The organism is Romboutsia sp. (assembly GCF_035470145.1).
GTDB lineage: Bacteria > Bacillota > Clostridia > Peptostreptococcales > Peptostreptococcaceae > Romboutsia_D.
This window is the reverse complement of the sequence record NZ_DATIRC010000140.1, coordinates 1-2660: the sequence shown is the minus strand read 5'-3', so window position 1 is coordinate 2660 and position 2660 is coordinate 1. Positions and strand designations below refer to the sequence as shown.

The window sequence follows — 2660 nt, the reverse complement described above, 5'->3', positions numbered from 1 at the left end:
TAATTATCAACCATAAGCTCTGCAAGGTTTGCTATAATCGTAGCATTTACAATGATTAGATATCTCGTCTTCCCACCAACCAAAAGCAACTTTTGTACTATTTTGTTCAATAGGTAAGATTCCTCCAAGATAAACAACAAGAGATTCTCCAGGTGGAATGATAATTTGACTACCATCAATTACTAAAGTTGAAGACGGAGAAACTATCCTAGTAAATATAGCTATACTTGTGCTAGGAGCTTCAGTAGCTGTATTTAGATATTTAATTTGTCCTTTAGGAGTTGGGTCTGGATTAAAAGCTAAGTTAGCACTGCTAACTAAATCACTTATTAATCCTCCTTTTACTTTATATTTAAGATAAATTTCAGCTGACAAACTAAGTTCTGAAATATTTGTTACAGTTATAACATTTACATAAATATTAACGCCTGAATTACAAGGATTTACCAATGCTCCTAATGCACGTCCACCTTCTCCAGTTAATATTGGTGTTTGACCAATAAAATAATTTCCTTCTTTTGATTCATATAAATCATATGGAATGGATACAGTCTTATCGATTTTTTTGTCGGAATTCGTCACTATAATCACCTATATAGATAAATTTTGAGGAAAATTTCTTTTCTTATCTATACAATATTCTTAATATGTAAAATATGTTACAAATATTTATATTTTTCTCCAATAGCATCTATTTATTTTAGTGAAATAGCACATTCAAATGGGCTAGTGGAGATATAAAAAAGTTAATTATATCAAATATTAATCGGACAAAATATAAAAATGATATAATAAATATATAGTATGTATTTTATGGGGGAGATTAATATGAATGAAGTGAAAAAAAAGATTAAAGGGCCAGCAACTCTTATTAGTAGTTTTGTAGGAGTTATAGTAGTAGGAGTTGTATTATTATTTGGTTTTACAGAAAAAATACCTCAAGGGCATGTAGGAGTTGTTTATTCATTAAATGGAGGGGTAAAAGATAAAGTTTTGACTGAAGGTTTAAAAATTGTAATGCCTTGGCAAGAAGTAACTTTGTACTCAGTAGCAACAGAACAATTTTATTTATCTAAGGATAGTAGAGAAGGCAGTGAATCTGATGAAAGCTTTGATGTACAATGTTCAGATGGTGCAGTTAACGTAGATTTAACTGTTCAATATTCATTTGAAAAAAGTGATGTTGATGATGTATTTAAAAGATATAGAGGAAAATCAGGTCAAGAAATAATGGAAGATATAATGAGAGCTAAAATAAAAGCTTGGTGTTCTGAAGTTACAAAAGATTTTACAACTATGCAAGTTCACTTAACAAACAAATCTACTGTTAATAAGCAGTTAACGGCATATGTAAAAGAAAGAGCAAACACATATGGGGTTCTTATAGAAGAAGTTGCCATATCTCAAAGTAGAGTTCCTAAAGATGTAGCAAAGGCAATACAAGACAGACAAAAAATAGCACAAGAACTAGAAAAGCAAAAACTAGAATTACAAAAAACAGAAATAGCTAAACAACAAGCACAATTAGAGGCAGAACGCCGTCTTATAGAAGCTAAAGGAGAAGCTGAAGCAAATAAAATTATACAACAATCTATGTCTCCTGAGCTAATGAATTATAAAGCGACTATGGAATATTTGAAGAAATGGGATGGAAAGAGACCTAATGTTGAGACAACAAATGGAAATGGCTTAATTGTCGATGTAGGAAAATAATAATTGTTGTTCTATAATTTTATTGGAAAGATAAATATACAAAAGCAAACGAAAAGGTTGTATCAAAAGAGATACAACCTTTTTTACATATAATTTCTAATCACTAAGTTTTAGCAATGGACCTGATTTCTAGGCAGTTGACGACATGAAGTGATTTGCCGACACATCTCTCAAGCGAAGCGAATTTTTTATGTCGATCTTAATTTATTACATTGCGGTGCTTTCTAAGAATAGTTCATTTATAACTCTATATATCTCAATCCAATTGTAAACTCTTTTAATATTTTCATTTAAGGGTTTTCTATTATAGTTTGTATCTAAAAGAAGAACCTTGAAACCTGCATTTGAAAGCTGAATTGCATTATCATAATTATCTTCAATAAACACACTGCAGTTTAATTCATTTGCTGTATCAACTTTGTAATGGCTACCTAAAACAAATAAATCGTCATAAGGAATTCTATTTCTTTTTAAATATGTATGAGTAAGCATTTCAAGGCTTTTGTCTCTTGCAGTGACAAAATAGATATTATGAGTCAAGCTGAGTTTTCTTATAACGGATCTAGCAGACTCTCTAAGCTTCTGATCTGCGTGTAGCTTAAATTTATGCTTCTCGTAGAATTCGTAATATTCTTTATCCTCAACACCTAACACTTTATGTATATAATACTCTGTCGCATCTTCTTCAGTAATATTGGTATTAAAGTATTCATTGCAAAGACCAAGCCAGTAATAAGCATCAGTTATAGTTCCATCAATATCAATGCAAATATTTAAGTTTTTCATTCATCTGCACCTCCTTATGATTTCATTATAGTATTTAAAAGTTAAGATATAATTAAATCTATATTAAATTATGTAAAAAAAATTATGATTTTACTAAATATCATAAATATACAAAACAGTAAGTTGTTTTCAAAAAAATTGGTTAACTAAATTAGATAAAG

3 protein-coding genes are annotated in these 2660 nt (G+C 29.6%); 1 reads left to right on the top strand and 2 read right to left on the bottom strand.

The window, feature by feature from the left end:
* Positions 1 to 6: 6 nt before the first annotated feature.
* A complete protein-coding gene (locus VLM92_RS05540; RefSeq protein ID WP_325275356.1) occupies positions 7 to 582 on the bottom strand; it encodes a DUF6143 family protein in 576 nt (191 codons plus the stop codon).
* 246 nt (positions 583 to 828) lie between these two features.
* Between VLM92_RS05540 and VLM92_RS05535 the strand changes: the two genes are divergently transcribed.
* Complete coding sequence (locus VLM92_RS05535; protein ID WP_325275355.1) at positions 829 to 1713, top strand: prohibitin family protein; 885 nt, start codon at positions 829 to 831, stop codon at positions 1711 to 1713.
* A gap of 207 nt (positions 1714 to 1920) precedes the next feature.
* Here VLM92_RS05535 and VLM92_RS05530 read toward each other — a convergent pair whose 3' ends face one another.
* Positions 1921 to 2499 (bottom strand): 5' nucleotidase, NT5C type, encoded by a 579-nt coding sequence (locus tag VLM92_RS05530; RefSeq protein ID WP_325275354.1) that lies wholly within the window; start codon positions 2497 to 2499, stop codon positions 1921 to 1923.
* Positions 2500 to 2660: the final 161 nt, after the last annotated feature.

Coding starts and splice junctions, on each gene's coding strand:
- VLM92_RS05535 (WP_325275355.1), top strand. CDS start 829: ATGAATGAAGTGAAAAAAAAGATTAAAGGGCCAGCAACTCTTATTAGT.
- VLM92_RS05530 (WP_325275354.1), bottom strand. CDS start 2,499: ATGAAAAACTTAAATATTTGCATTGATATTGATGGAACTATAACTGAT.